21 protein-coding genes and 1 tRNA gene are annotated in these 26,072 nt (G+C 58.3%); 10 read left to right on the top strand and 12 right to left on the bottom strand.

Annotation, left to right across the window (positions count from 1 at the left end):
* Positions 1 to 4 precede the first annotated feature (4 nt).
* From ACQQZ8_RS12070 to ACQQZ8_RS12080, 3 genes are read right to left on the bottom strand one after another with little or no spacing between them, the layout of a single operon-like run.
* Positions 5 to 1,609, bottom strand: a complete 1,605-nt coding sequence (locus ACQQZ8_RS12070) for a Na+/H+ antiporter subunit D (RefSeq protein ID WP_431710044.1) — start codon at positions 1,607 to 1,609, stop codon at positions 5 to 7.
* The gene (locus tag ACQQZ8_RS12075; protein WP_431710045.1) at positions 1,610 to 2,059 is read right to left on the bottom strand and encodes a Na(+)/H(+) antiporter subunit C; all 450 of its coding nucleotides are present in this window, start codon (positions 2,057 to 2,059) and stop codon (positions 1,610 to 1,612) included.
* Positions 2,056 to 5,028 (bottom strand): Na+/H+ antiporter subunit A, encoded by a 2,973-nt coding sequence (locus ACQQZ8_RS12080; RefSeq protein ID WP_431710046.1) that lies wholly within the window; start codon positions 5,026 to 5,028, stop codon positions 2,056 to 2,058. The genes ACQQZ8_RS12075 and ACQQZ8_RS12080 overlap by 4 nt, the downstream gene beginning before the upstream one ends.
* A gap of 213 nt (positions 5,029 to 5,241) precedes the next feature.
* Between ACQQZ8_RS12080 and ACQQZ8_RS12085 the strand changes: the two genes are divergently transcribed.
* Positions 5,242 to 6,570, top strand: a complete 1,329-nt coding sequence (locus tag ACQQZ8_RS12085) for an MFS transporter (RefSeq protein WP_431710047.1) — start codon at positions 5,242 to 5,244, stop codon at positions 6,568 to 6,570.
* Here ACQQZ8_RS12085 and dcd read toward each other — a convergent pair.
* Positions 6,567 to 7,148 carry a dCTP deaminase gene (gene dcd / locus ACQQZ8_RS12090; RefSeq protein WP_431710048.1) on the bottom strand — a complete coding sequence of 194 codons (582 nt, stop codon included), beginning with the start codon at positions 7,146 to 7,148 and terminating at the stop codon, positions 6,567 to 6,569. The genes ACQQZ8_RS12085 and dcd overlap by 4 nt on opposite strands.
* 180 nt (positions 7,149 to 7,328) lie before the next feature.
* On the opposite strand from dcd, the gene ACQQZ8_RS12095 reads away from it, so the two are divergent.
* A complete protein-coding gene (locus tag ACQQZ8_RS12095) occupies positions 7,329 to 8,186 on the top strand; it encodes a M15 family metallopeptidase (protein WP_431710049.1) in 858 nt (285 codons plus the stop codon).
* A gap of 112 nt (positions 8,187 to 8,298) precedes the next feature.
* Here the strand turns inward: ACQQZ8_RS12095 and ACQQZ8_RS12100 are convergent, their stop codons facing one another.
* A complete protein-coding gene (locus tag ACQQZ8_RS12100; protein ID WP_431710050.1) occupies positions 8,299 to 10,005 on the bottom strand; it encodes a fumarate hydratase in 1,707 nt (568 codons plus the stop codon).
* Positions 10,006 to 10,116: 111 nt separating this feature from the next.
* Here ACQQZ8_RS12100 and ACQQZ8_RS12105 point away from each other — a divergent pair, with 111 nt between their 5' ends.
* The 7 genes from ACQQZ8_RS12105 (at position 10,117) to ACQQZ8_RS12135 (ending at position 16,234) form a co-directional block, all read left to right on the top strand.
* Positions 10,117 to 10,605 (top strand): SseB family protein, encoded by a 489-nt coding sequence (locus ACQQZ8_RS12105; RefSeq protein WP_431710051.1) that lies wholly within the window; start codon positions 10,117 to 10,119, stop codon positions 10,603 to 10,605.
* 206 nt (positions 10,606 to 10,811) lie between these two features.
* Positions 10,812 to 10,882 (top strand) — tRNA-Gly (locus tag ACQQZ8_RS12110).
* 86 nt (positions 10,883 to 10,968) lie between these two features.
* Positions 10,969 to 11,898 carry an AEC family transporter gene (locus ACQQZ8_RS12115; protein ID WP_431710052.1) on the top strand — a complete coding sequence of 310 codons (930 nt, stop codon included), beginning with the start codon at positions 10,969 to 10,971 and terminating at the stop codon, positions 11,896 to 11,898.
* A gap of 144 nt (positions 11,899 to 12,042) precedes the next feature.
* Positions 12,043 to 12,840, top strand: coding sequence for an amino acid ABC transporter substrate-binding protein (locus ACQQZ8_RS12120; protein ID WP_431710053.1), 798 nt, complete (start codon positions 12,043 to 12,045; stop codon positions 12,838 to 12,840).
* Positions 12,841 to 12,934: 94 nt separating this feature from the next.
* Positions 12,935 to 13,597 (top strand): ABC transporter permease subunit, encoded by a 663-nt coding sequence (locus ACQQZ8_RS12125; protein WP_431710054.1) that lies wholly within the window; start codon positions 12,935 to 12,937, stop codon positions 13,595 to 13,597.
* On the top strand, positions 13,587 to 14,357 hold the full coding sequence (locus tag ACQQZ8_RS12130; RefSeq protein WP_431710055.1) for an amino acid ABC transporter ATP-binding protein: 771 nt from the start codon (positions 13,587 to 13,589) through the stop codon (positions 14,355 to 14,357). Before ACQQZ8_RS12125 ends, ACQQZ8_RS12130 begins: the two co-directional genes overlap by 11 nt.
* Before the next feature lie 851 nt (positions 14,358 to 15,208).
* Positions 15,209 to 16,234 carry a hypothetical protein gene (locus ACQQZ8_RS12135; protein ID WP_431710056.1) on the top strand — a complete coding sequence of 342 codons (1,026 nt, stop codon included), beginning with the start codon at positions 15,209 to 15,211 and terminating at the stop codon, positions 16,232 to 16,234.
* Here ACQQZ8_RS12135 and ACQQZ8_RS12140 read toward each other — a convergent pair.
* Positions 16,215 to 17,474, bottom strand: coding sequence for an MFS transporter (locus tag ACQQZ8_RS12140; RefSeq protein ID WP_431710057.1), 1,260 nt, complete (start codon positions 17,472 to 17,474; stop codon positions 16,215 to 16,217). The two genes, ACQQZ8_RS12135 and ACQQZ8_RS12140, sit on opposite strands and share 20 nt — an antisense overlap.
* Before the next feature lie 197 nt (positions 17,475 to 17,671).
* Between ACQQZ8_RS12140 and ACQQZ8_RS12145 the strand changes: the two genes are divergently transcribed.
* A complete protein-coding gene (locus ACQQZ8_RS12145) occupies positions 17,672 to 18,217 on the top strand; it encodes a YdeI/OmpD-associated family protein (protein WP_431710058.1) in 546 nt (181 codons plus the stop codon).
* Positions 18,218 to 18,277: 60 nt separating this feature from the next.
* On the opposite strand, the gene ACQQZ8_RS12150 is transcribed toward ACQQZ8_RS12145, so the two are convergent.
* The 6 genes from ACQQZ8_RS12150 to ACQQZ8_RS12175 form a co-directional block, all read right to left on the bottom strand.
* On the bottom strand, positions 18,278 to 20,194 hold the full coding sequence (locus tag ACQQZ8_RS12150) for an NHL domain-containing thioredoxin family protein (protein ID WP_431710059.1): 1,917 nt from the start codon (positions 20,192 to 20,194) through the stop codon (positions 18,278 to 18,280).
* Positions 20,195 to 20,520: 326 nt separating this feature from the next.
* Positions 20,521 to 21,294, bottom strand: a complete 774-nt coding sequence (locus ACQQZ8_RS12155; RefSeq protein WP_431710060.1) for a hypothetical protein — start codon at positions 21,292 to 21,294, stop codon at positions 20,521 to 20,523.
* A complete protein-coding gene (locus ACQQZ8_RS12160; protein ID WP_431710061.1) occupies positions 21,287 to 23,395 on the bottom strand; it encodes a cytochrome c oxidase assembly protein in 2,109 nt (702 codons plus the stop codon). The genes ACQQZ8_RS12155 and ACQQZ8_RS12160 overlap by 8 nt, the downstream gene beginning before the upstream one ends.
* 116 nt (positions 23,396 to 23,511) lie before the next feature.
* Positions 23,512 to 24,732, bottom strand: coding sequence for a Dyp-type peroxidase (locus tag ACQQZ8_RS12165; RefSeq protein WP_431710062.1), 1,221 nt, complete (start codon positions 24,730 to 24,732; stop codon positions 23,512 to 23,514).
* The gene (locus ACQQZ8_RS12170) at positions 24,733 to 25,290 is read right to left on the bottom strand and encodes a copper chaperone PCu(A)C (protein WP_431710063.1); all 558 of its coding nucleotides are present in this window, start codon (positions 25,288 to 25,290) and stop codon (positions 24,733 to 24,735) included. It lies immediately after the preceding gene.
* Between the two features lie 147 nt (positions 25,291 to 25,437).
* Complete coding sequence (locus ACQQZ8_RS12175; RefSeq protein WP_431710064.1) at positions 25,438 to 26,052, bottom strand: copper resistance CopC family protein; 615 nt, start codon at positions 26,050 to 26,052, stop codon at positions 25,438 to 25,440.
* Between the last annotated feature and the right edge of the window lie 20 nt (positions 26,053 to 26,072).

Genomic DNA, 26,072 nt, shown 5'->3' on the forward strand with positions numbered 1-26,072 from the left:
CCGCTTAGCCTGGCGGGAGTACCGCGGTGAGGTATGGTTCGCGAGCCAAGAGTTCGACGGCTACACGCTGACAGAAGGCGAACAGTGGTCCAGCGAAGATAGTCAAAGCGATGCCCGCCAACACCAAAGAACCAGTGGCGTACCGCATGCCCCAGGGAAGGTGGGTAGCTTCCATCTGCTTAGCAACTTGTGCCCCACGGATCGGGCCGGAGGTTCCTCCGGCCGTGATGATCTCGTTCAAATCCTTGGATTCCTTGACCAACAGTTCGGTCGGGTTCTCGGCATCGGCTGCGCGACGCCAGAAGGCACGAGCCCACACACGCACCACGGCCAAAAGTGTGAGCAAGCTGGTTAACAAGCCTGCGGTGATGACCACCCAGTTCAAGGTTCCACCCTGTTCAACGGCCGCATGCAACAACCCAAACTTGCCCATGAAACCGGAGAACGGTGGAATCCCACCCAGATTCATGGCTGGGACGAAGAACAGTACCGCTAGCGCTGGGGAGAGTTTGGCTAAGGAGCCTAGCTCGGTCATATTGGCGCTACCGGCTCGGCGTTCGATCAAGCCGGCGACCATGAACAGGCTGGTCTGGACGATAATGTGGTGGCCCACGTAGTAAATCGTGGCCGCCATGGCCACCTCGGTCCCCACTGCGATTCCGAAGATCAAGTATCCGATGTGACTAGTCAGCGTGAAGGAGAGCATACGTTTGAAATCGGCCTGCGCCAAGGCACCTAAGATCCCGATGAGCATGGTCGCCGCAGCCACGACCAGTAGCGCGGAGTTCACCGAGCCACCGGGGAAAAGTAGTGTTTCGGTCCGCACAATGGCGTAGACACCCACCTTGGTGAGCAAGCCTGCGAATACCGCGGTGACCGGAGCCGGGGCTGTTGGATAGGAGTCTGGCAACCACAGCGACAACGGGAAAACAGCGGCCTTAATGCCGAAAGCGATGAGTAGGAAGGAATGCAGAATCAGTTGGGTGCCGGTGTCCAGCTCGGCTAGTTTCACTGCCAGGTCCGCCATATTCACAGTGCCCGTCGCGGCGTAAATCAATGCGATTGCGGTCAGGAAAAGAATCGATGAGACCACCGAAACCACCACGTAGGTGATGCCTGATCGGATCCGTTCGGCGGTGCCGCCGAGCGTCAGAAGGACGTAGCTGGCGGTGAGGAAGATTTCGAAGCCGACATACAGGTTGAACAGGTCGGCGGCCATAAAGGCGTTGGAAACACCGGCCAGAAGAATTAGGTATGAAGGGTGGAAGATCGAAATTGGCCCATGTTCATCACCGTCGGCCAGACCCTGACTGGTCGCGAAGAGCAACACCGCGAGGGAAACGATAGTGGAGACCAACAGCATGAAGGCGCTGAAACCGTCGACGACCAGAGCGATCCCAAAGGGGGCATCCCATCCAGCGATCGAAATGGCATAGGTTTGTCCGTGCCAGGTCGCGGCGACCATACCAATTTCCAGCAGCATGGTCAGAGACAGCACACCGATGCTGATGATGCGCTGCCAGCGCACCTTGCGGCGCACCACGAAGGTGGCGCCTGCGCCCAGAATTGGCAGGATAACCGCCAATGGGGATAGTGACATGAAGTCCATTTACTCTTCCCCCTCACGAATCGGTCGTCCTTCTTCGTCCACGAATTCCGTGGTGTCGGCCGCCACCGGGGCGTCCTCTTCCTCATCGTAGGCGCTGGCCTGCGAGACGCGGATATCCTCTTCGTCATCGCGAACCGTATCTGCGTTAGTCAATGACCAAGAACGGTAAATCATGGCCAGCAGGAACGCGGTTACCGCGAAGGTGATCACGATCGCGGTCAAAATCAAGGCCTGGGGCAGCGGGTCGGAATACTCATCCGGCGCTAGGTCGGGGTTGAACAGCGGTGCTTCGCCCATCCGTCCACCGGCGGTGAGGATCAGCAGGTTCACCGCATTGCCTAACACCACAATGCCTAGCAGCACCCGGGTCAGGGTGCGCTCAAGGACCAAATAATATCCGACGGCCAACAGCACGCCGGTGATGACCAGAAAGGTGATGTTTACGCTCATCGTCCCACTCCCCTCCGGTAGCCGGCTACTACATCGTGACGGGCGACCGGGGATCTTCCCTCGGAAAGCTCATCGATTTCGCTGCCCAATGAGCGTAGTACGTCCTGAACCAGGCCAAGTACCACGAGATAAACTCCAATATCGAAGAAGGTGGCGGTGACAAATTTATGTTCACCAAAGATTGGTAACGCGAATTCCCACACGTAGGTGGTGAAGACCGGGTCACCGAGGAATAACGGATAAATTCCGGATAGTCCGGCCAACGCCAGACCGCCGCCGAGCAGAATATTCGGGGAGACCCGCATTGATTCGGCCAACTCAACGCGTCCGCCGGCCAGATAGCGCACGGTCAACGCCAGACCCGCCAACAATCCACCAGCGAATCCACCGCCGGGAGTATTGTGCCCGGTGATCAAGGTAAACAGCGACATCATCAAGATCGCATGGAAGATCACGCGAGTGACCACCTCAAAGATGATCGATCGTCGTTCGGCCACGAGGGTGTGTCCGGCAATCAGCCAGTCCTTATTATCGGAGCGGGCGAATTGGCGTGCCACACTCAAGCCGGCCTTGCTGAATTCGCCGGTTGAGATGGCTTCCGAGCCGTGGTCGATCGAGCCGGACTTTACTTCGCCCGCTCGCCAGCGACGAATATTCGGGCCAGCCACGAAAATCAGCGAAGCCACACCTGTCGCTGCAGCAGCCAGCACGGTAATTTCCCCGAAGGTGTCCCAGACACGCAAGTCTACGAGGGTCACGTTCACGATATTTGCCCCGTAGCCCTCATAGTAGGCCAGCTCGGGGAAGTCCAAAGATACCCGGGCTTCATTGCGTGCGGCCAGCATACCGATGGCGACATACACGGTCATCAAGGCCAAGGCGGTGGCTAGAATGGCGCGGGCAGGTTTCACCCTCGTGATCCCGATCCACAACCGTTTGGGCAACGCACGCAAAGCCAAGACGAACGCAACCAGCACAATGGTTTCCACCAGCAACTGGGTTAGAGCCAAATCCGGAGCACCCTGTAAGGCAAAGATAGCCACCATGCCGTAACCGGTGACCGAGACCATCAGCACTGCCATGAAGCGCTTCGAGGCACGAATCGCGGCGATTGCGCCGACGATCATGATGGCGCCAATAATCACCTGAGCCGGATGATCTGCGATAATCCAGTTGGTCGGCCACGGGGTCGGTACGGTCAACGCAATCGAGAGTGGAACCACCAATGCCACCGCGAGGATCACCCCGAGGTAAAAGGACAAGGAACCACGCTGAGTTCTACCGGTTACCCAAATGGCCAGCTCATCGAGCGTATTCACAATGCCACGGTAGATCTCTTCAGCCGAGAGAATCTTCCGTCGCAGTGGCGCCCCGGTATCGGTCTTCACCCGCAAGAGGTAGAACAACACACCCAGCAACAGCGCCAGGACGCTCAGCCCTAAGGCTGGGGTAAACCCTGCCCAAACAGCCAGGTGTACCTCGGGAGCCTGCGGGTAGAGGCTTGCCGCGTGCTTGACAAGGGTCTCGATTGCAGCGGGGAACAGACCGAAAATAATGGTGCCAAGACTCAGCACCAGCAACGGTGCTAAGAAGATGAGACTTGGACGGTAGCATTCAGTGTCCGCTACACCCTTTTTATTTCCAAAGGCGCCAAAGACGAACCGTAGTGAGTAGGCCATGGTTAACGCTGCGCCAAGCACCACGCCGACCAACGGAACCCAAGCTAGCTCCCCTTCAAACTTGAGCAGTGCATCAAGCACAGACTCCTTGGCCACGAACCCATACAGCGGTGGAATACCAGCCATCGAAGCAGCGGCTACGGTAGTCGCGATCGCCAGTACCGGCATGTTGCGTCCCAGCCCGGAAAGCTTACGGATGTCACGCGTACCGGTGTTGTGGTCAATAATGCCCACCGCCAGGAACAGGGTGGCTTTGAACAACCCATGAGCCAAGGTCAGCGCCAGTGCCGCGAAGGCGGCGTTAGCGTTCCCCAACCCGAAGATTGCAATGATGAATCCCAATTGGGAGACCGTGCCAAAAGCCAAAATCAGCTTCAGGTCATATTGCTTCAAGGCCCGGTAACCACCGATGAGCATGGTCAGCACGCCGATTCCGATGACCATCGGACCCCATAGAACCGTTTCGGCAAACCCTGGAGCCAAACGAGCTACCAGATAGACGCCGGCTTTGACCATTGCGGCCGCGTGCAAGTATGCGGAGACCGGGGTGGGTGCGGCCATGGCACCGGGAAGCCAGAAGTGGAAAGGCACCAGCGCGGACTTCGACAGTGCCCCGACCAGCACCAGGGCGATGGCCACATCAATATGCATGCCCTGCGTGATCAGCTCCGGCGCGGCGGCCAAAATGTCAGATAACCGGTAGCTGCCGGTGGAGGTTCCCAAAATCAGCAGACCGGCCAGCATTGCCAGGCCGCCGAAGGTGGTCACAATCAGCGCGTTCATCGCAGAACGTCGTGCAGTGATTAGCGCCTGACTGAAACCGATCAGCAGATAGGAAAGCACGGAGGTGATTTCCCAGAAGATAAACATGATAATGACATCGTCGGCGGTGACCAAACCGATCATGGCGCCGGCGAAAGCTACCAGCTTGGCGGCGAAGGCCCCCACGCCCATGTCATCATTTTTGAAGTACCGGCCACAGTAGATCAGCACCAAGGCGCCGACTCCCAGGATCAACAACAGCAAGACCGCAGCGAGCGTATCCAGACGGAAGTCTAGGTTGATCAGAAATCCGTCGATCCACGGGTATTGGCGGCTTGGGGGCGCGTTGGGCTGTCCATTAGCTAGTTCAAGCTGCGAGGAGAGGATCGTGGGGAATTGTGTCAGTAACCAAATAAATCCCACTGCGGGTACCGTAGCGACAATATAGAACCCATTGCGTCGGAAGTAACGGAAGATCAACGGGCAGAGCGCAGCAGTTACGAAAAGCGCAATGAGAATTATTAACACACGTCTCCTCTGTCGAATTGAACATGGGCAGAGTCCGACGATTTACACCGACCGGTTTTTTTATTTTATCAGTCCAGAGCCCAGTTTTACGCCTCAGTAACCAGTGTCAAACATCGGTTTCGCTTAGGGATTAGCCGCAGGATTTATTCCAACCGATCTGTTGTCCACCCTGAATTCATGTTCTGATCACTGTTTACAGGCTACGATGCCCCCATGGGAAGCATTTCGGAACGGGCGCTGGCGAAACCCGAAAAATCATGGCTTAATAGTTCGACTCTGGCATGGGCCAGCTGGGACTGGGGACAGGCGGCCATCAATGCCGTGATGACAACCTTCGTCTTTACCGTCTATCTCACTAGCGAATTGTTTGGGTCCACCGACCACGCCTCAAAGGTGCTGGGGCAGGCGTTGACCTACGCGGGTTTCGCAATCGTGCTATTAGTGCCAGTGACCGGAATGCGCTCCGACGCTTCGGGAAGCCGCAAGCGTTGGTTGGTTTGGAATTCCTTGGCCGTGGTTGCGCTGACGGCGGCCTGTGTCTTCGTGGCACCTGATCCGAAATATCTCTGGCTGGGTGCCGGTCTCATCGCTGCTACCTCGGTCTTCTCGGAATTCGCCTCGGTGAACTACAACGCGGTACTCACGCAAATCTCAACCCCCTCAACCATTGGCAAAGTCTCCGGGTTTGGTTGGGGTATGGGTTATGTGGGTGGCATCCTGGCGCTGGCTTTGGTGCTCTTCGGCTTCGTTGATCCGATCATTGATTGGCCCGGTGCGAATACCGAAGACTCCTGGAACCTCCGCTGGGTGGCAATCTTCAGTGCCATATGGTTCTTGGTCTTCGCTCTGCCGATCTTTTTCAAAATCCCCGAGGCAGCGGCTACACAGAGTGAACGTATCCCACTATTGAGTTCTTACAAGGTGCTTTTCCTCCGGATCAATCAGCTTTGGCAGGAGGACCGCAACCTCGTGTTCTTTCTTGGGTCCTCGGCTGTGTTCCGCGATGGGCTGGCCGCAATCTTCACCTTCGGCGGGGTGATTGCCGCCGGGACCTTTGGTTTTGAACTCAGTGAGGTCATCATCTTCGCGATCGCTGGCAACGTGGTCGCCGCCATCGGAGCGATACTTGGCGGGTGGCTGGATGACTATGTGGGTCCCAAGCTGGTCATCACCGTGTCCCTCATAGGTCTGCTAGTTGCAGGTCTAGGAGTGTTCTTCTCCCCCGATGCCAGCGGCTTTTGGCTCTTCGGACTGCTCTTGTGCTTATTCGTCGGGCCGGCGCAGGCCGCAGCCCGCTCCTTCTTGGCACGCTTGGCACCGGCCGGACGGGAAGGCGAGCTGTTTGGACTGTACGCCACCACCGGACGAGCGGTCAGTTTCCTAGCACCGTTGTTGTTCACCACCGCGATCGCTGTGGCGGGCAGTTGGGTGCTTGACGGCCAAGCACAACGCTACGGAATCTTAGGGATCTTACTGGTTCTACTACTCGGGCTCGTATTGCTGCTACCAATCCGCGCCCCCAAGGGGCGGGGTCGCGGCTAGTCGCTAAACTCGGTGCGGTGAAAATTCAGGTGACTTCGCGAGGCAGTCGGTCCGCGTTGTCCCTGATAACGGTTGCCGTAGGGGCCTGAACCGTAGGGGTGCTCGGCCTCGGAAGTGAGCTGGAAGAAGCACAGCTGGCCGATCTTCGAGCCAGGCCAAAGTTTGATCGGCAAGGTTGCCATATTAGACAGTTCCAAGGTGACATGACCGGAGAATCCCGGGTCAATGAAACCCGCGGTGGAGTGCGTCAAAAGGCCCAATCGGCCTAGCGAGCTTTTTCCTTCCAGCCGAGCGGCAACCCCATTGCCCAAGGTGACCTTCTCGTAGGTGGCGCCCAGTACGAACTCGCCGGGGTGCAAAATGAATGCTTCGTCCGGGTCGACCTCTACTAGCCGGGTTAACTCTGGCTGATCCGTGGATGGGTCGATGTGAGCGTACTTGTGGTTATCGAATAACCGGAAAAAACGATCCAACCGAACGTCTACCGAGGCGGGCTGAACCATCTCGGGCGAATATGGGTCTAGGGCAATCTGCCCGTTAGCGACTGACCGACGAATATCACCATCTGAATACAACACGTGACCAAATTTATCCTGCCCGTGCCCTTCTCGCCTAACGCTACCGGTTATGTGGCAGCACTACACCGATATACAAGCCCTCCCCTAGCAGTTAATCACACATGGTTCTCCCAGCTTCTAAGCCGTATTCTTTAATACGGATAATGCCCGACCCAGTTTCAAGGATGGCGAAGACTAACCATGCGTTTTGTGCTGCGTACTGCCGGCGCCTCTCTTGCGGCGCTCCTGCTGCTGACTGGAACGCTCAGCGCACACGCCACCACCATCGGTGAACTACCTGAGGTGAAATCCACTGAGCTCACCGATAGCGCCAGCTTGCTGGCGCTCATCAATTCAGAGATTCAGCTATCCACCCCCGATTACAACCCCAGCGACCTACGCGCTGTGGCCGGAACAACTCATCAACTGCGTGAAGAAGCCGCGGATGCCTTAGAAGCATTGCTTCAAGATGCCCGGCAATCCGGCCACCGAATCCAGTTGCTCAGCGCCTTCCGGTCCTATGAGCGGCAGCGGGTGCTCTTCAACGGTTATGAAAGTAAATATGGGACAACCTACGCCGAACGTATTTCGGCGCGCCCCGGAACGAGCGAACACCAGCTGGGTTTGGCCGCGGATCTGGGCTACGGGGGCGGCAACTGTGAGCTGCGGATCTGCTTCGGGGACACCCCTGCGGGTCTGTGGCTGAAGAACCACGCGTCCGATCACGGTTTCATCATCCGATACCCCGCCGGAGAGGAAGAGGTCACCGGCTACAGCTATGAGCCTTGGCATCTGCGCTACATCGGAACCGCGCACGCTCAGGCGATGCGCGAAGCACAGATCCCAACCTTTGAAGAATATTACGAACTTTTGATTGAACAGGTCGCGCGGACCAGCTCGGAACCAACCCAGAACGCGGTGGAAACCTCCCCGGCAGATGATTCTGCGCCGTGGGCCCCGGTCAAGGAAGCGACTTCTGAGACCGAGCAGTCTGATGATTTGGTTGTTTTGCGCTTCCTGCCACCGTACCGAGATTGGTCCTTCGGCATCAGCCGCTAGCGCTGTGCGCGGCTCCAGTCGCACCGGCAGAAACCGCAGTTATGCAAAACACCGGGTTCACCACCCCTGAAGGGAGTGGTGAACCCGGTGTTTGAGGCTCAACCGAAGTGTCTTATTTCGAACGCACGGGAATTCCGGTGAAGGTCGGCTTGGAGGTGGCTTCGAAGAAGTCATTGCCCTTGTCATCTACGACAATGAAGGCCGGGAAGTCTTCAACCTCGATCTTCCAAACCGCTTCCATACCCAGCTCTTCGTACTCGATAACCTCGACCTTTTTGATGCAGTCCTGAGCCAAACGGGCTGCCGGGCCACCGATAGATCCCAAATAGAACCCACCGTGTGAGCTACAGGCATCGGTGACCTGCTTGGAGCGGTTACCCTTGGCCAACATGACCTTCGAGCCGCCGGCTGCTTGGAACTGCTCCACATAGGAGTCCATCCGTCCGGCAGTGGTCGGGCCGAAGGATCCCGAGGCCATACCGTCCGGGGTCTTGGCCGGGCCGGCGTAATACACCGGGTGGTCCTTCAGATACTGCGGCATCTCTTCGCCGGCATCCAACCGTTCCTTGATCTTGGCGTGAGCGATATCGCGCGCCACCACCAACGGTCCGGTCAGTGACAGCCGAGTCTTGACCGGGAACTTGGTTAGCTCGTCAAGGATTTGATCCATTGGCTTATTCAGGTCAACCTTGACCACCGAGCCGCCTCCGGTCCCCGAGACACCTTGGCTGTCATCCCCGTAGGCAGCGACGGCCGGGTGCGATTCATCGGGCATAAAGCGTGCCGGATCGGTTTCCAGCTGCTCCACAAAGACGCCGTCCTTGGTGATCTTGGCCAGCATCTGGCGATCCGCCGAGCAAGACACTGCAATAGCCACCGGCATCGACGCGCCATGGCGTGGCAGACGCACGACGCGCACATCGTGGCAGAAGTACTTGCCACCGAACTGGGCACCAATGCCAAAGTTGCGGGTCAGTTCCAAGACCTTCTCTTCCAGATCGGTGTCGCGGAAGCCGCGCCCGGTCATGGCACCCTCGGTGGGCAGCGCATCGAGGTACTTAGCCGAACCGTACTTCGCGGTCTTCAACGCCATTTCGGCGCTGGTGCCGCCAATGACGATCGACAGGTGGTACGGAGGGCAGGCGGCGGTGCCCAGTGAACGCAGCTTCTCATCGAGGAACTTCAGCATCGAGTTCTCGTTCAGAATGGCCTTGGTCTCTTGGTAGAGGAAGGATTTGTTGGCCGATCCGCCGCCCTTGGCCATGAAGAGGAACTTGTATTCAGTGTCCGCTTCGGGCTTGGTGTTGGCGTACAGATCGATCTGCGCCGGCAGGTTGTTACCAGTCTGCTTCTCTTCCCACGTAGTGATGGGGGCCAGCTGCGAGTACCGCAGATTCAGGCGAGTGTAAGCGTTGTAGATACCGCGCGAGAGGGAAATTTCATCCTGCTCTTCACTCAGTACACGCTGCCCACGTTTGCCCATCACGATCGCAGTTCCAGTATCCTGGCACATTGGCAGGATGCCTCCGGCGGCGATATTGGCGTTCTTCAACAGGTCCAGCGCCACGAACTTATCGTTCGGGCTGGCTTCCTCATCGTCGAGGATGTTGCGCAGCTGTTGGAGGTGTGCCGGGCGCAGGTAGTGGGAGATATCACGCAGCGCGGTTTCGGCCAGCTGTTCTAGGGCCTGTGGAGAAACCTTCAGGAAGTCCTTTCCGTCCGGTCCGGCGACAACTTCGACGCCCTCGGAGGAAATCTTGCGGTAAGTGGTGGTGTCCTCGCCAATAGGCAAAAGGTCTTCGTAACGGAATTCAGGCATGCTCAGTCCTTGCATCTCTATGTGGTTGCTCCTGAGCTATTTTAGGCGCATTTAGAAATTTTGAAGATTCCGTGGTTGCACGTGACGCGCCCGGCGCGACATGCTTGGCCTATGACTAACGATTTCTCCGAGGCAGATAACGCTCCGCAATCACCTGAGGATCCCGCCCCGCAACGCGATGATTCCCCCGCTACCGAAGGGAGCGCGGGAGGGCTGACTCATTTCGAAACGATGATCCTCACGGGGATGAATAAGCCCGAACTATCCGGTTCGGTGGTTGGCGCGTTCATGAGTGCCGAGGTGTACTTCCTTTCCCGCGAAGAAGTGACGGGTCAGAACCCCAACGCCCAGCCACTGCTGGTCAGCAACGCGGCCGGAGCCCCAATGGTGCCGGTTTTCACCTCCCTTGCCCGAATTCCCGGAAGCTACATCGACCAAGCACCCTACGGAGTGAAGGTTCAGGGGGCTGCGATTATCCGCTCGCTGTCTCAGACCGGGCTGGTCATCAACCCGGGTGATGAGCTAACTTTCCAGATCCCCGCAGATGGGGTAGCTGTTTTGCAGCAAGAACTGCTCAACCAACGCACCGAACAGCAGTAGGCACGCCCACCCTAACGGAAGCGTAAAGTAATTCTCATCACACTTCCGATGCTTGTTCGACTAGAGGATTCCGCGCTTTTTTGACCCCTCGAACCCGTCGGCACCCGCCAACTGGTTCGATGTTTTACTCACGGGTTTGAAAACTGCGCACCGTGGTGCGCTATGCTGGGATACGCCCGGGCCGCCAATAGGCCGCCCGGAACATTGCGGGCGTAGCTCAATGGTAGAGCGCTAGCTTCCCAAGCTCGATACGCGGGTTCGATTCCCGTCGCCCGCTCGCAGCAGATTGACGCCGGGGTCCTTGGACTCCGGCGTTTCTCACTTCCGCTGCTCGTTCTTCGTCGCAGATCCGGGAGGTCACCGATGGCCGGTGTGTTGTCCGGGTTCTCCATTATCTGGGTCGTCATCCTGGTCGGATACTTCGTGGGCCGCACCGGGGTGCTGGGCGAACAAGGCCGTTGGGTCCTGAACCGGTTGACCTTCTTCGTCGCAAGCCCGGCGTTGCTGTTCATTACGATCGCTGATTCAGAACCCACCGAGGTGCTCGGTCCGTTGCTGTGGATCGCGACCCTCTCCGCCTTTGGCACCGCCGTGATCTACCACCTAGCCACCTACAAATGGCTTAAACGTACCCCGGCCGAACGCATCATCGCCGCGATGAGCGCCTCCACCGTCAATTCGGCCAACTTGGGACTACCGATCGCACTTTACGTGCTCGGGGACATGTCCCATGCAGCGCCGGTAATTCTGTTTCAGTTGGCGCTCTATCAACCGGTGAACTTGGCGATGCTGGATGCAACCACCATCAGTCACCGCACCACCTTTCTCGCGTTACTCTCGGCCACGCTGAAGAACCCAATGATCATCGGTTCCATGGCAGGGTTAGCGGTGGCGCTAACCGGTTGGCAGGTTCCGCAACTGGTAGTCGCCCCGATTGAACTAATTGCGGGGGCATCCATACCTGCCATGTTGTTGGCTTTCGGTATCTCATTAGTTGGCTCCAAACCCTTGGATCGGGCTAGCGGACGACGCGCGGACGTGTTGGTCGGGTCTGTTGCCAAGCTGATTATCCACCCGGCGATTGCTTGGGTGTTGGCCGCATTCGTCTTCCAGCTTTCCACCCCGATGATCGTTTCTTCGGTGATTATGGCCGGACTACCCACCGCCCAAAATATCTTTGTCACCGCCTCACGCTATGAACAAGGTGTAGTCATCGCCAAGGACACTGTTTTAATTACTACAATCTGCGCGATCCCATTCATGATGCTACTGGCCACCGTCCTGGGAATTTAGCCCGCTTTCACCGCGGGGTCATGAATGTTTATGACCGTGAGATTCTGCGTAATACGGTTAATCGAGTTTTACGGGAATACTTGAAGCTCTAGGCATTGTTATGCTCGATGAGTCCCACCCGTTCCAATTTTGTTGAGGTTCCAAATGAAACGCACCCTGACCTTTCTCTCTGCCGCCGCTGTGGCTGTGACGCTGAGCGCCTGCGGTTCGAACGCTCCGGCTGATTCACAGGCTGAAGGCGAATCCCTGCTATCCCATGTGCAGGAATCCGGTGTGCTGACCGTTGGCACCGAAGGAACCTACCGCCCGTTCTCCTTCCACGAAGGAAATGACTTGGTCGGCTACGACGTGGAAATCATCGAGGCCGTCGGTGAGAAGCTGGGCGTGGATGTCGAGTTCCAAGAAACTCAGTGGGATGGCATCTTTGCGGGCCTAGACTCCGAGCGGTTCGATGTGATCGCTAATCAGGTCACCATCAATGCCGAGCGCGAAGAGAAGTACCTCTTCTCCACTCCCTACACCGTCTCTAACGGTGTGGTTGTGACCGCCGCGGACAACACCGACATTACCGATTTCGCCTCGCTTGAAGGCAAGACCACCGCTCAGTCGCTGACCAGTAACTGGTATGACGCGGCTCAGGAAGCCGGGGCGAATGTCGAAGCTGTGGAGGGCTGGGCACAAGCCGTTACCTTGCTGAAGCAGGGACGCGTGGATGCCACAATCAACGACAAACTGACCTACCTTGACTCCCAGATCACCACCCCGGATGATTCGATCAAGATTGCTGCCGAGTCGACCGATCAATCCAAGGTGGCTGTGGCCTTGCGTCAAGACAGCGCCGACCTGCGCGACGCGATCAATACCGCTTTGGACGAACTGCGCGCCGACGGCACGCTGAAGGAGATCTCCGAGAAGTACTTCAACGCGGATGTGACCGAGTAGTCCAACAGCTAGCACGGTTTCAACTCTTGCGTAGACTTGCCCCTAGAACCGGTTCTAGGGGCAAGTCTCATGTCAGGGAAATGGAAGTAGGAATATGGATCAGACGTTGCAGCTAGTTCTTGATTCCTTATGGCCCCTCGCCAAAGGCGCATTGACCGGAACAATTCCACTGACCCTAGCCAGTTTCAGCCTAGGTCTGTTGCTGGCCTTAGTGGTGGCCCTGATGCGGATCAGCAGCAATATGGCGCTCTCGGCCATTGCGCGGGTCTATATTTCGATTATTCGCGGCACCCCACTGCTGGTGCAGCTCTTCGTGATTTTCTATGGGCTGCCTTCCTTGGGAGTCACCATTGACCCGTGGCCCAGCGCGATTATCGCCTTCACCCTCAATGTGGCTGGTTACGCCGCTGAAATTATCCGCGCGGCAATCCTGTCGGTCCCCACTGGTCAGTGGGAGGCCGGTTACACCATCGGAATGTCACGCTCACGGACGCTGTACCGGCTGATCTTGCCGCAAGCAGCCCGGGTGGCCATTCCACCGTTGTCCAATACCTTCATTTCCTTGGTTAAAGACACTTCGTTGGCATCGCTGATCCTCGTGACCGAAATGTTCCGTCGGGCCCAGGAGATAGCTGCAACTTCCTTGGAATTTATGACCTTGTACCTGACCGCGGCAGCATTGTATTGGGTCATCTGCTTGATTTTGTCCACCATCCAGACCCGAATGGAAGGCAGGCTCGAAAAGTATGTCGTCTAGAACCGGTGCCCCACTGTTGACCGTCACCGACCTGCACAAGTCCTTCGGCGCCAATCAGGTCCTGCGTGGGATCGACTTCACGATTCACGAGGGCGAAGTGCTGGCGTTGATCGGCCCGTCCGGATCGGGCAAAACTACCGCATTAAGGTGCTTGAACGGGCTAGAAATAGCTAATCAGGGCACGATCGCCTTCGCGGGAGGCCCCTCGGTGAAATTCGATCCGAAAACCACGAAAAAGTCCGCGAGCGTCCTGCGAGATCGTTCGGCCATGGTGTTCCAAGGACACCACCTCTTCCCTCACTTAACTGTGTTGCAGAACGTGAGTATCGGGCCCCTAGAAGTCCAGCGTCGACCCAAAGCCGAAGTGATGGAACAGGCCGCGACGTTACTGGATCGCGTGGGACTATCCGAGAAAGCATCCGCGTTTCCGTCCTCGCTCTCTGGCGGGCAACAGCAGCGCGTGGGTATTGTGCGTGCGCTGATGCAGAAACCGGATCTGTTGCTCTTTGACGAACCTACCAGCGCGTTGGATCCGGAATTGGTGGGCGAAGTGCTCAGCGTCATTAAAGAGTTAGCGTCCGAAGGGTGGTCCATGCTGCTGGTCACTCACGAGCTGGCTTTTGCCCGGGACGTAGCCGATACGGTGGTGTTCATGGACGGCGGTTATGTGGTCGAACACGGCCCTGCCGCCCAGGTCCTGCGTTCCCCCAGCAATCCACGCACCCAATCATTCGTCCAACGGCTGCTGAACCCGTTCTAAGAAGCTCTCGCCTCAACTTCAACGGATCAAGGCACGTCCCTCACCCGGCGCGCATCGATCGAGCATGATGGATGCTGACGCGGCAGATTTCAGGGCGCGGTAACACCAGAACTTTTTGAAGAATTCGAAGAGCTCAGGGATCGAAGGACCCCACAACCGGTGTGGTCATTATGGCGGCTCACCTCGACTTGCCAGAAGGCGTCCAAGGCCTTCAAAGCCGCAGAGATCATGACCGTGCGTCTCATTCGGTCGACGGAGGCCGGGGTTTTATCACTGAGACAGCCACGATTATCCCCCGAGAAGATACTTGAGCAGGTCAGCAGTCATGCTCGGCGGTGGATGGGTGTAATTGCTCCACAGGATGCCACGGTCTGAGATGTCACCGTCGTCTCAATCCCCGACTGGAACCCTTGGTCGAGCCTTAACCTAAGGCTGGTGAGGTGTTGAGCTGGCGTGTTGAACGGACAGGCCGCTGTGTGGCCCCGATTTGTTTGTCTGTCCCGGATTTTCTGGCGGGTACCTGAGCCACCGAAAAGATAGTTGAGTGCGGCCGCAACTCGCCACTGAACTATCGAACGCCCTTGACTGAACCATGGACGGAGCACCTCATCGAAGAGTCGATGCTGGACTCCGCCAGATCCAATACTGCGGTGCGAGTCTCGCAGACCGCGACTTCAGCATCGCGCGGAACGCTGAAACCGAAGCTCTTTCCAATCCGCTGCTGGACTTCGCAGGGCAAACGGCACAATTTCTAGGACAAGTTTCTTTGCATAGCTTGTTGGGGACACGGCGGTGTTGCAGACGTCGTTGATTTACGAACTGGGCGGTGCAACAGCTAGCCTTAAGAAGACATGAACGCTTCGAATCCTGCACCACGTATAGCGGTACGTTGGGCTCTTACCGCACTGGCCGTGGTCGTCCTGCTGATCCTTGCTATCAGCATTTCTAATCGCACGGTGTTTTCCGCATCTTCTCATGTCAAGACGTTCCAGCAGTTGCTGGTTGCGGGTAAGGGAGCCGAGGCCCTCGGGTTACTCAATGCCACCGTTCCCGAGGGGGACGCAGTAGCTTTGGACGGTGAGGTGCTGCAACGCACCCAGCAAGGCATTAGCGAGTTCACGGTGGACCGGCCGGTCAGTGACCCGCAGGATCCAGAACGTGTCACGGTGACGGCACATTACAAGGCCGAAGGTGTGGATCATAGTTCAACCTATGCGTTGCGCCATGCTGGCAAGTCATGGTTGTTTTTCGATCAGTGGGAGTTTGAACAGACGGCTCTTCCGACGGTGTTGGTTAAGGCCAATACCGTCAATGAAGTGTCAGTCAACGAACAGCAGATCCCATTAGCGGAAGGCCGTGCGACGTTACCGGTGTTTTATCCTGCCGTTCTTGATGCCGGGTTCGAAACCACGAACTTTCAGGCAGATACCCGTGGCGTGGTGATTACCGCCCCGTCCAGCGACCCGGTTCAGATCCCACTTCGCACCGAACCTACCGAGCATTTCACCTCGGCAATCAATGATCAGGTGCGGGACTACCTGCAGGAGTGCACCAAGCAAAAGGTGCTCATGCCAAGCGATTGTCCGTTCGCCTATCACACCACCGCCCGGGTGGACGCCGAATCGATTGATTGGCAGATCGTCGACTACTCACCACCTGAAGTCTCCTACTACAACGGCACCTGGGTGCTTAGCCCTCTCACGGTCAGCACCGAGCTGCATCTGACCGAACAGGATCTGCGTACCGGTGCGTTGGAAAACAAGGTCATCAAATCCGATTTTGGATTCCATGCCAAGCTAGAGACCAGTACCACCGAGGTCAGTGTGCGACCGCTGTCCGAGAGTGATCAACAGGTTGCTAGCGCGCCCGCCGGGTAAGGATGCGTTGCATCTGCACACGCACCGGAACCGCGTCGGCCCGGAATTTTTGCCAGAGGATCAGAGCCAGTAGGCCCGCGATCAGCGAGAGGCTCGCCCCCACCCCAACGGCCATGCGCGGCCCAAACAAAGTGGCCAACCAGCCCACCAAGGGGGCGCCGATCGGAGTACCGCCTTGGACCACCATCAGGTACAGCGCCAATACGCGCGCCCGATACTGTCCGGGTACCGAGGTTTGAATCATCACATTGCAGCTGTTCAAAAAGGTCAGGGCGCAGAGCCCAATGGGGATCAGCGACAGCATAAAGAGAATGTAGTTGGGCATCAGGGCACTTGTCAGCGCGCTGGCCCCGAAGAAGATCGCGCCGAAGATAATGTAGCGCCAGCGTGGCCGAGAACGTCGAGCGGCGAGCAACGCCCCGGCGAAGGTGCCGATCGCCATTACCGAACCAAGAATCCCGTATTCTCCAGCCCCCACTCCGAACACATCAGCGACCATCATCGCATTGGTCAGCTGAAAGTTCAGTCCAAAGGTCCCCACCACGAAGGCCAAGGCGAAGACCAATAACAGATCACGGCGGCCGCGTAGATACCCGAATCCGTCCCGGATCTGTCCCTTGCCACGTTTCACCCGGGTAGCGGCGCGAATTTGTGTCCGATCCAGCGAGGTCAGGGCAAAGAGCACGGCGAGGAAAGAAACCCCGTTGATCAGGAACGCCGGGCCGGTACCGACGGCCGCGATGACCAATCCGGCGATTCCCGGTCCTGCTAGGCGTGCCAGATTGAAGTTTGCACTGTTCAGGGCCACCGCGTTGGTCAGGTGAGTTCCCGGAACAATTTCCGAAACAAAAGCTTGACGGGCTGGGGCATCGAAGGCAGACCCAACGCCCAGTGCCGTCGCCAGAATGTACACGTGCCACAGCTGCGCCGTATCAGCCACCACGAGCAACCCGAGAATCAGGGCGCAGAGCGCCATGAAACTTTGCGTGCACATCAAAACCTTGCGCTTATCGTAGCGGTCAGCGATCAGCCCGGCGTAAGGCCCCAAAATCAAGATTGGAAGGAACTGCAGGCCGGTTACGATACCGGTGGCGGTGCCATCTAAATCGGTGAGTTCGGTGAGCACAAGCCAGTCCTGGGCCACCCGTTGCATCCAGGTGCCGATATTCGACACGAGTGCACCGATCACCCAGAGCCGATAATTACGGATTGACAAGGCCCGGAACATTTTAGTCGCCACGAATTACATTCGCCGGTCACTGACCGAACCGGCGTCCTCCCTGAGCCCCAGTCTAACTGCCCCGCGGCGCACGGGCATCTAGGACGGCTACTAGCCAGCCAATCAGCTCAAGACAGCGCGCCCGAATCACGACCGGGTCTCGCGCGATTGAGCCTGTGGTGGTATTTTCGAGGCGTTACCGCAAAGGAGTACAGCTGATGAAACCCACCGAGTCGACTTTCAAGCTCAGCGGGCTGACCCGTTACATCGGGGAATGTCTGATTCTTGAATTTGATGAGCCATCCAGCCAGCAGCTACCCAGTCGCGGACAAGTGGCAGTGGAACTGCTGAGCGAGACCGAGCCGCGGCCGGTGATTGTCATCGAACCCGATGGGCGGCGCGGACATTGGCTTCCACTCACCGATCAGGCCAGCTCTTTGGGCGTCACCGGGGCAGCGCAGCACCTTGAATTTCGGGCGCGAACTGCAGCCAACTGGCCGGAAACATCGGTTCCTGACGACCTGCACCAGGCGTTGGCTGCGGCCAGCGATCTGACACAGACTTGGGAAAGTCTGACCCCCATGGCTCGATGGGAATGGGTGCGCTGGGTGAAATCCACCAAGAATGCAGCCACTCGTGCCCGCCGGGTGGAGGTCAGCATCTCCAAATTACGTGCTGGAAAACGTCGTCCCTGCTGCTTCGATTTATCTTCCTGCACGGTGCCGGAACTTGCAAAAAGCGGCAAGCTCATTCCCGCAAACTAAGCCATCCCAGCAGGCGCGAAAGAGTCCTTGCACACGCGTGCAAGGACTCTTTGGCAGGGGTTAGTTGATACCGCGTAGATCCAAGAGCAGTTCGTTCTCCCCCTCGGCGTCCAACACCAACGGGATTCCCCAGTCCTGTTGGTAGAGGTGGCATGCAGCGTGGTCCGGGATTTCACCGCCGGGCTCACCATCGCAGGCCGCGGCCCGGGCGGTGATGTGCAGTACTCCTTCGCTAACCTCCGGGTTGAGCTGCAAGGTGCGCAGCAGACCCACCGAGGTTCCGGCACCGTCGAGCAGCAGCTCTTCGGGGCTGGACGAGATCTTCAGCTGAGTGGGATCTCCCCAGCGGTCATCGAGTTTCTGTCCGGTCGGGGCCGCGAAGCGCACCGTAATCTGGTGTTCGCCGGCTCGGACCTTAGTGCGTGGGCGTTGGGTCTGGCTGGCACCCTCGTCCACGCTCAACGCCTCGGCGGGGATCGGGATGCGCACCAGCTGGTGCGCGTTGGTTTCCACGACCAGCAAGACTGGATCGCCGTCCACCGAGGTATCCAACAGCACGTCTGCTGGTTCCTTTAATCCGGTGGCCAAGGTGGAGACGGTGTTGTTGCTTGGATCAAAACGACGCACCGCGCCATTGTAGGAGTCCGCGATAGCGACCGATCCATCGGGCAGGTTAGCTACACCCAAGGGGTGCTGTAGCCGTGCTTGTTCGGCAGCTCCGTCACGGAACCCGAAGTCAAACAGTCCGGTGCCGATTGCGGTGGATACTGTCTGGGCGTTACCTTCTTCGTCTACGGTGATGCTGCGTAGTGCGCTGGTTTCCGAATCAGCCACCCAGATGGTGCCGTGGGCGTCGATGCTCAGCCCGGAGGACTGTGCAAACCATGATTCGGCTGCCGGTCCATCGAGCAAGCCTTCCAAACCGGTGCCAGCAAAGACGCTGACCGCGTCGGTTCGTGGGTCGAAGGCAAAAATCTGGTGGGTGCCAGCCATCGCAATAATGACCTTGCCATTGGGGTGGTACACCACATCCCACGGCGAGGAGAGCGAAATATTCAGCGCATCGGTACCCAACTCTGCAGACTGTTCGGAGTTCCGTGCGGTTTCCGCGTCGAGTAAACGCTGTACCCCATTACCGGCCAAGGTTCCTACTTCGCCGGTGGCCAGGTTCACCGAACGTAGCCGGTGATTGACCGTATCGGCCACCACCACGTCGTAGCCAACCTCGGCGGCTAGCTCGGCCGGCAGTGCGGTCAGCCCCTGTAGTTCATTGAATGCCGCCTGCTGCGCATCTCCATCCGCGTAGCCACGTTCCCCGGAACCGATGGTGCGCACCACGGTCGTCAGGTCGTTAGCCAGCTCAACTAGCCGGTGGTGGCCCGAGTCACCGATCAGAAAGTTCCCATTCTCCAGTGGCAGGACCTTACCGGGGAAACGCAAGTCACCTTCGCGTGCTTCAGGTGCCACATAAGGGCCGTCTCCGCGGTGCAAGGTGCCCTTGACTTCGTGTTCGGTAATGAGCTCGTCAACCAAGGACTCTAGACCAGAGGCGTGTCCCTCACCGGAGAGGTGCGCGACGATGTAACCCTCCGGGTCCAGCACCACCAAGGTTGGCCAAGCGCGTGCCGAGTAAGCCTGCCAGGTCTCCAACTCCGGGTCATCAAGCACCGGGTGCTCGATCTCATAGCGTTCTACGGCTGCGGCCAAGGCTTCGGGATCCGCTTCGTGCTCAAACTTTGGTGAGTGCACGCCGACGGTGACCAGCACGTCACGGTACTTTTCTTCCAGCGGACGCAATTCGTCGAGTACGTGCAGGCAGTTGATGCAGCAGAAGGTCCAGAAATCTAGAATGACGATCTTGCCCCGCAGCGCTTCGAGGTTCAGCTGTTTTCCCCCGGTGTTCAACCAATTACGCCCGACCAGTTCGGATCCTCGCACCTTGTATGAGGCACGGACAGAAGATGTTTCAGGGCTCACGGTGGGGGGCTCCTCAGATTGACGAAGGGATTACCAAGGTTAACTCCATAGTAGTCCCGGCTATTCCCGCACGATACTCGCATGACGTGAGGCTACGCATCCCGGCCACGAGCGGTTTCTCACATCCGTACCGCTCCCCGGCTGAGTAGTCGAAACAACGTTCAGCACGGAGTCTGAGGGATGCAGACACACCCTCTGGGCAAGGGCCTGCACGGCAACCCGATTCCACGGTTATCTGCGCGAAAATCAGCAAGCAAACGCCGCGCTACAAACGAGATCTGAGTCGTTCATGTAGCGCGGCGTGCTCAGCTGGTCGGAGCGGATACTCAGAGCTGCGCCAGCACGCTGTCGAGGATCTGCTTGCCCACCAGGTTGATGGTGTCATCGGATAACGAGGTGGCGGCGATAAAGGACACCATCGCCACATATTCGCCCTTGCTCTGAATCAGCACCACGGTGTCCTGCGCGGTTGCGGAGTTCCCACGCCGGGTATACGCCAGTTGCGATTCCACCGCTTCAACCGCTGGGTTGCTGAACTTCAAAGTTTCGGTGAACTCGACCCAGTTCAGCTTGATCGAAGAGCACTCGGTGCGCATGGTCAGCACGGTACGGAAGTGCTCTTCAAGGCTTTCACGGCCGTCTAGCTCGGCCACCTCAATCGACCCGGTGACGTTGCCCGCCCCATTGGTGAAATCGGTCCGTGCCACATCCGTGCCCAGCTGTGCCGGTGACCAATTCAAGGCTTCCAGAGGTGCCTCACATTGCCCCGGAAGCACCACGACATCGGCCAGGGTATCGGTGGGGGCTTGAGCCAGTTCGGCCAGCTGCTCCCCGGAAATACGCTGCGATTGATCGAATCCGAGTTCCGCGGCAAACACGGCGCCCACCTGCGTGGCTAGTTCCACCGTGCTTAATTCTTCGGCTGAGGTCTCGGTTGGTTGGGCGCTCGGGCTTGGTTGCGATTGCTGATTTTCCTGCAAGGATTGATGCAGCTCATCCTGCGGCATCTGTTCAACGTCAGTGCTGCTCGAGCATCCGCTGAGCAGCACTGCGGCCAGCAGGCTCAGCGCGATCCCCCGGTTGATACGTTTCTTAGCCACGCTGCCCTCTCTGGTTCCGCTGCTTTAGCTGTGCAAACATTTCGTTATAGGCCGCCAACTCAGCATCCCCATCACGGTCGGCCTGACGGTCCACGCGCCGTTTCTCGCGGTCGTCGCTGCGCGACCAGGAAACCATGACGGCAATAGCAATCACCAAGGTGGGCACCTCACCGATCGCCCACATGATCCCGGCGCCAACTACTTGATCATCGATCGCGCTCGGTCCCCAATCACGGCCCATATTGCCGAACCAGTCTCCGGCCAAGAGGGTATCCATCCCCATCAGCGCGACCCCGAAGAAGGCATGGAAGGCGACGGTGGCCAGCAAGATCAGCAAACGGAAAGGATAGTTGAACCGGAACGGAATCGGGTCCGCGTCAATGTGGCTCAGCACAAAGAGATATCCGGTTAGCAAGAAGTGCACGATCATTAGCTCGTGGCCGGCGTGGTAGCGCATGGCCGGTTCTAGTACTGGGCTGAAGTAGAAGACCACGATCGAGCCAGCAAAGTTCACCGCCGCAAAGATCGGGTGGGTGATGAGCTTGGAATAGGGCGAATGCACCAGCCAGAGGATCCATTCGCGGGTCCCACGCGTGCCATCGGTGCGCGTGGGTAAGACTTGCAAGGCTAAGGTGATCGGCATACCAAGGACCAAGAAAATCGGCACAATCATGGTCAAAGACATGTGATCGATCATGTGCACGGAGAACTGGATCTTGCCATAAACCGCTGGTGCGCCGCTGGTGACATAGAACAGGGCCAGCAGGCCCACTATCCAGCTGATCATGCGCAGCACGCTAGGTTTATCCCCACGTCGCCGCAGCGTGGTGAAGGCCCACAGGTAGAAGCCCAGCAAGAAAACGATGATGGCTACCCACAACCAGTCGATGCGCCAGACCGTGAACCAGCTGGAATTTACCAGTGGTTCGGGAAGCTCATACCCGGTGAGCAGACGTGCCGGAGTTGGTTCCACCGGCGGGGTATCCGGGGTAGGTGGGGCGGTGCGTGAGAGCACGGTCGCCACGGCCATCGTGGCGCCCATCAGTGCGACTTCCACCGCGACCACCCGCCACGCGGCGGCCAGTGCACTGACCTTCCCAGCCAAGAGTTTCGGGATGATCCATTGCCGGTGGGCGAGCCCCAGCACACCCAAGGCCAAGGTCAGAACTACCTTGGCAATAACGAGTGAACCGTACGGGGTGAGCCACTGCTCCCAGCTAGTAATACGAATCATCGCCGAAACCAGGCCGGAACCTGCCATCAGAACAATCGCGATGCTGGCCATAGTCGAATACCGGCGCAACACCACCCCCAGCAGCAGGGGGCGCTGTTGAAAGCGGCCCGGTGCCTGCCCGGCCAACGTGGGCGCCAACAGGCCCAACATCAGGATTCCGCCGAACCAGAGCACCACGGCTAACAGGTGTAATCCGATGCTGTTCACTGCGGCATAGTGGTCATCCCCGCCGGCAGCGTGGCCAATGAATGCCAGCGGAATAATTCCAAAGAAAGAGAACGCAGCGCTCAGCCCGACACCGATCTGCGAGCGGATGGCCAAGGCCAAGGAGGTCACTACCGCTGCGATCACCACCATCCACGCCCAAGCCCGTCCGGTGGTGATTTCTAGGATGTAATCCAGTATTGCGGTGGTGTAATTGGAGGCGAAGCTGATCTGCAGACCGGCCAAATCCCAGAAGGTCAGCAACATGACGCAGGCTGCGGAGAGGGTCCACACCACGCCGGCGCCGGCGGCAATGTTCATTGCGCGACTAAAGGAAGCATGCGGTGTGCCTGCGTCGGTGCTCGGGTCTTCAGCGGTGGCGCGCCGCGATTTAGTACTGCGCGGAATAATGCACGCGGCAAACACCAACGCGGCGATGGTTATCGCCATCGCGGTGTGATGGATGGTGCGGCTGATCGGTAGACTCCAGCGCACCAAGGCCCCGGGATCTGCCAATAATCGTGGCGCGGCGATACCGCTGATCAGCACCGCGAGGAGGAAAGCGACCACCATCGCTAGGATTCCTGGAAGCAGGAACCGTGTCAGTGAGGGCGCAGTGGTCCTCGGCGATAGGTCTTGGGATTCGCGTGATTCTGTGGCCATAGCCTTCCCATCATCTCATTGTGCGCGGTTGCGAGCCCACTGCCCGGTCATCGCAGCGGTACATCTCACATCGCCCGCACCGTACCCCACTGGTTGCGGGGTACGGCGCGCAGTTACTAGGGCTGCCCGGCGGCTTCGAACAGCTGCTGTCCGAGGTACATTCCTTCGCTGATTCCCGGCAGAATCCCATATACGGCCGAGCCGATCGGGGTGATCCACTGGTTCAGTGCATCCAGTTCCGCCAGTCGGCGCTGGACCGGAATGAAACTGGCTTCCACATCCAGTTGGTAGCTGGCGAACAGTAATCCGGCATCCGCACCGTCGAGGTAACTGTAGCCACGACGCCACAACACTTCCGAACCACTGGTGGGCATTGCTCGGGCCACGTGTGCGTGGGCCGAAACCCGCGGCAAGCCTAGTTCGTTGAGCGCGCTGAGATCCACCGGATCTTCCGGTTTACTCCCCGAGAGCGGGCTACCGTCGCTCTGCCGCCGCCCCAACGCCATATCGCGTCCCGGCCGGTCCAGCTCATCCCAGCCGTCCAGGTCCATGGCAATCCGCCGTAGCACCAAGGTGGTGGCGTGCGGGAACCAGCTTTCTTCGGGGGCAAACCCAAAGACCGCGATCTCACGGTTTTGCCCCGTGGGGTTAGCGGTCCCATCGACCTGACCGAACAGATTGCGAAACGGCGAGCCTGCTGGTTGGGAGGACGCCGCGTGGGTGAACCCACGCTGTTCGAACTTCACGGTGGTGATCGAGCGCAGATTTTTGCGGATGGCACGTACCGCATGAGCCAACACCGTAGGATCCTCGGCACAGAGCTGAACAATCAGATCCGACTGGCCATATTCCTCTTGTAGCCGATCAACCGTGAACTCCGGTAGCGGATTCAGGCTGGTCGGCGCCAAGGAGCTACCGATCAGCTGGATCGTTGCTCCGCTCAGCCCCACAGTCAGGGTGAGGTTAGCTGGCATGGCGGCCATTTCGGGCTCGGTATCAGCCAAAACCCCGCGCCCGCTGGTGAGCCGCACAGCATCATCGGTGAGTAGTCGCAGAATGGAACGTAACCGCTCGCGTTGCGCGGCTGCGTCCAAGCCATCGGTCACCAAGTCCACCCCAAGGAAGACCGCATGGGCTTGCGGGTCGTCCAGAATCCCATGCTGGTAGGTACCGAAAAATTCACGGTAGGCAGCAGTTGTTAGCTCTTGCTTGGGTTCGGCCGGTTCCGGTGTGATGACCCGGCTCAGACCAAAGCCTGAGACGACTCCCCCAATGGCCGCCGCCGCTGAAGAGGAGAGGACCACTCGGCGTGAGGGTTGTGCAATTGATTTACTCATTTAGTGGTCACCGGAGTGGTCTGCCGAACCCTGCTGTCCATCCTCGTGGTAACTCTCGTTAGCACCGTCGTAGTTGCGAATTGCAAAGTCCACGTCCTTGCTTGATCCGTCAGCAAAGCTCAGGGTCAACGTCGAGGTTTCGGCCGGAACCAACGGTTCATTCAGCCCCATGTACATGATGTGGTCGCCGCCCGGTGCTAACTCAGCCGTACTGTGCGCTTCGATCACCAAGGGTTCACCCATTTGTTGCATCACCATGGACTCACCGGACCCGGCCATTTCATGGACCTGCATTTCGGTTCCGTTCTCGGGATCACTCACCGAAACCAGTTCAATGGACAGTTCAGTATCGTTGCGCAATGTGGCAAAGGCCGCGCTCATTCCGGTGTCGGCGGCCTTGGCCCAGCTTTCGGTGACTTCCAAGGCGTCTGCTTGGCTCAGCTCCGGGTTCGCTTCCGACTGGTTCTCTGCGGCAGCTTGCGAACAACCGGTCAGCAGCAGGGCGCCGCCAAGTAGCAGTGCGGCAACTTTAGGGGTGGGGTGGGTTGACAGTTTCATTGGGATGACTCACTTTCGGCGCATCGCAATTTCGGGCATGCGTGTATTAGCTGTGGCCGCGAATTGGGTATGCCAGTTGCAGGCGTGCCTCGGCTGACGCGCGTTATTGCGGCAGCCCGAGGAGCCCTAAAGAATGGGTGTGCTAATTTACTTGGTATTATTCCGGCGCGTGAAGTTCACCAATACGGCCACGGCAGCACCTGCAGCAACCACGCCCAGGACGATCCACAATACCGTGTTCGTTGTCCCAGATTCGGTGTCAGATTCGGTGGCGTCGCTCGGCTCGGCACTCGGCTCATTTTGTGCTTCGGTGGCTTCGGCCGCTGCTGTTTCGTCCTCTTCAGCTACCGCATTTTCGGCTGCGACAGTGAAGCTGATGCTCTTCTCGACGGGGTGCCCGTCGGAGGAAATCACCCGGCTGGCGACGGTGTAATCACCATTGCTGAGTTCCGTGGTTGGGGTAACGATGACATCCCGGCCGGTGATCTCAAATTCGTTGGGAATTTGCTCCCCCTGGCCGTCGGTGATCACCACAACGGTGCCGCCACCGTCTGCCAAGGTTTGGAGTTCACCGGAGTAGTTCAGCACAATCTCGCTGGGAATTTCGGTGACGGTACTTCCGGATTCGGGAGTCGATCCGATCAGGTCATCATGAGCGGTGGCCGCGGTGCCACTGACAAAGATCGCGCTCAGTGCGAGCACCGCTGCGATCAGAAGCCGTAGTGAAGTGGTGCGCGCACGGTTAACTGCAATGCTATTCATAAGGGGTTCATCCTTCGTTC

The sequence above is a fragment of the Glutamicibacter uratoxydans genome, assembly GCF_050753455.1.
Classification (GTDB): domain Bacteria; phylum Actinomycetota; class Actinomycetes; order Actinomycetales; family Micrococcaceae; genus Glutamicibacter; species Glutamicibacter uratoxydans_A.

Bases quoted from the DNA above. Each gene is read 5' to 3' on its own strand.
- ACQQZ8_RS12115 (WP_431710052.1), top strand. From the start codon at position 10,969: ATGGCCGGTGTGTTGTCCGGGTTCTCCATTATCTGGGTCGTCATCCTG.
- ACQQZ8_RS12095 (WP_431710049.1), top strand. From the start codon at position 7,329: ATGCGTTTTGTGCTGCGTACTGCCGGCGCCTCTCTTGCGGCGCTCCTG.
- ACQQZ8_RS12130 (WP_431710055.1), top strand. From the start codon at position 13,587: ATGTCGTCTAGAACCGGTGCCCCACTGTTGACCGTCACCGACCTGCAC.
- ACQQZ8_RS12125 (WP_431710054.1), top strand. From the start codon at position 12,935: ATGGATCAGACGTTGCAGCTAGTTCTTGATTCCTTATGGCCCCTCGCC.
- ACQQZ8_RS12105 (WP_431710051.1), top strand. From the start codon at position 10,117: ATGACTAACGATTTCTCCGAGGCAGATAACGCTCCGCAATCACCTGAG.
- ACQQZ8_RS12135 (WP_431710056.1), top strand. From the start codon at position 15,209: ATGAACGCTTCGAATCCTGCACCACGTATAGCGGTACGTTGGGCTCTT.
- ACQQZ8_RS12165 (WP_431710062.1), bottom strand. From the start codon at position 24,732: ATGAGTAAATCAATTGCACAACCCTCACGCCGAGTGGTCCTCTCCTCT.
- ACQQZ8_RS12160 (WP_431710061.1), bottom strand. From the start codon at position 23,395: ATGGCCACAGAATCACGCGAATCCCAAGACCTATCGCCGAGGACCACT.
- ACQQZ8_RS12145 (WP_431710058.1), top strand. From the start codon at position 17,672: ATGAAACCCACCGAGTCGACTTTCAAGCTCAGCGGGCTGACCCGTTAC.
- ACQQZ8_RS12175 (WP_431710064.1), bottom strand. From the start codon at position 26,052: ATGAATAGCATTGCAGTTAACCGTGCGCGCACCACTTCACTACGGCTT.
- ACQQZ8_RS12100 (WP_431710050.1), bottom strand. From the start codon at position 10,005: ATGCCTGAATTCCGTTACGAAGACCTTTTGCCTATTGGCGAGGACACC.
- ACQQZ8_RS12170 (WP_431710063.1), bottom strand. From the start codon at position 25,290: ATGAAACTGTCAACCCACCCCACCCCTAAAGTTGCCGCACTGCTACTT.
- ACQQZ8_RS12085 (WP_431710047.1), top strand. From the start codon at position 5,242: ATGGGAAGCATTTCGGAACGGGCGCTGGCGAAACCCGAAAAATCATGG.
- ACQQZ8_RS12075 (WP_431710045.1), bottom strand. From the start codon at position 2,059: ATGAGCGTAAACATCACCTTTCTGGTCATCACCGGCGTGCTGTTGGCC.
- ACQQZ8_RS12070 (WP_431710044.1), bottom strand. From the start codon at position 1,609: ATGGACTTCATGTCACTATCCCCATTGGCGGTTATCCTGCCAATTCTG.
- ACQQZ8_RS12120 (WP_431710053.1), top strand. From the start codon at position 12,043: ATGAAACGCACCCTGACCTTTCTCTCTGCCGCCGCTGTGGCTGTGACG.